General features: G+C 67.6%; 1 protein-coding gene. It reads left to right on the top strand.

The annotated features are described in order from the left end of the window. Positions 1–119: 119 nt before the first annotated feature. Positions 120–1430, top strand: coding sequence for an ISL3 family transposase (locus tag RF638_RS15945; protein ID WP_259917847.1), 1311 nt, complete (start codon positions 120–122; stop codon positions 1428–1430). The last annotated feature ends 3 nt before the right edge of the window (positions 1431–1433 follow it).

The raw sequence follows: 1433 nt of genomic DNA on the forward strand, positions 1-1433 counted from the left end.
GGCTCTTCGCAGCTGAGAGGGTAGCTGCGGGGCGTGGGCCGGGCGCGTCGGTGCCGGGATAGACGCCGAGGTCTCCCGAAGATGGAAGTTCTCACGCTCACCATCAGGAAGACCTCGACGTGCCCAACGCTACCTTCGACAGCCCCGACCTGACGACCTTCACCCGGCTCGAGGAGCTCGGTCTGGTCGTGGTCGGCCAAAGACTCACGGCCCACCGAGCGGTGCTGGAATGCCGGGTCGCCGAGGAGGATCCATGGTGCCGCGCCTGCGGAGCACTCTCGACCTCGCGGGGCTCCATCTCGCGGACCCTGGCGCATGAGCCGTTCGGTCACCGTCCCACGACGCTGTTAGTGCGGATCCGCCGTTACCGGTGTGACCACTGCGGGTACCGCTGGCGCGAGGACATCACCGCTGCAGCGGCCGAGCGGGCGAAGCTCTCCCGTGGCGGGATGCGTTGGGCGCTGGAGGCCCTGGTCATCGATCACCTTTCGATCGCGCGGGTCGCCGCTGGGCTGGGCGTGGCCTGGCACACCGCGAACGACGCCGTCTTGGCCGAGGGGAAACGACTGCTCATCGATGACCCGGCCCGCTTCGACGGCGTTCGCGTGATCGGCGTCGATGAACATGTCTGGCGCCACACCCGCCGCGGCGACAAGTACGTCACCGTGATCATCGACCTCACCCCCATCAGGGACAAGACCGGGCCGGCGAGGCTGCTGGACATGCTCGAGGGACGTTCCAAAGCAGCGTTCAAGGCTTGGCTGGAGGCCCGCCCCGAGGCGTGGAAGGACCGTATCGAGGTCGTCGCGATGGACGGGTTCTCCGGGTTCAAGACCGCCACCAGCGAGGCCCTGCCCGGCGCGGTCGCGGTGATGGATCCGTTCCACGTCGTCCGCCTCGCCGGGGACGCTCTGGACGACTGTCGGCGCCGGATCCAGCAGCAGCTCCACAAACGCAGAGGCCGTAAGGACGACCCGCTCTACAAGGCCCGCCGCACCCTCCACACCGGGTCCAAGTTCCTTACCGAGCGGCAGAGCGAGCGCCTCAGCACTCTGTTCAGCAGTGAGAAGCACGCCGCGGTCGAGGCGACCTGGGAGATATACCAGGCCATGATCGCCGCCTATCGAGAAGCCGACCGGGTCCGAGCCAGAACGATGATGGAGAAGGTCATCGCGGCACTCAGCGCGAAGGCCCCGGACGCCCTCGTCGAGCTGGGAAAGCTGGGCCGGACGCTGGCCAAACGCGCTGACGACGTCCTGGCATTCTTCGACCGACCCGGCACCAGCAACGGTCCCACCGAGGCGATCAATGGCCGGCTCGAACACCTCCGCGGCTCCGCCCTCGGCTTCCGCAACCTCCCCAACTACATCGCCCGCAGCCTCCTCGAATCAGGCGGCTTCAGAAACCAGCTACACCCTCGGATGCGATGAGCC

Origin of the sequence: Kocuria sp. CPCC 205235 (assembly GCF_040980905.1) — a bacterium.
Classification (GTDB): Bacteria; Actinomycetota; Actinomycetes; order Actinomycetales; family Micrococcaceae; genus Kocuria; species Kocuria carniphila.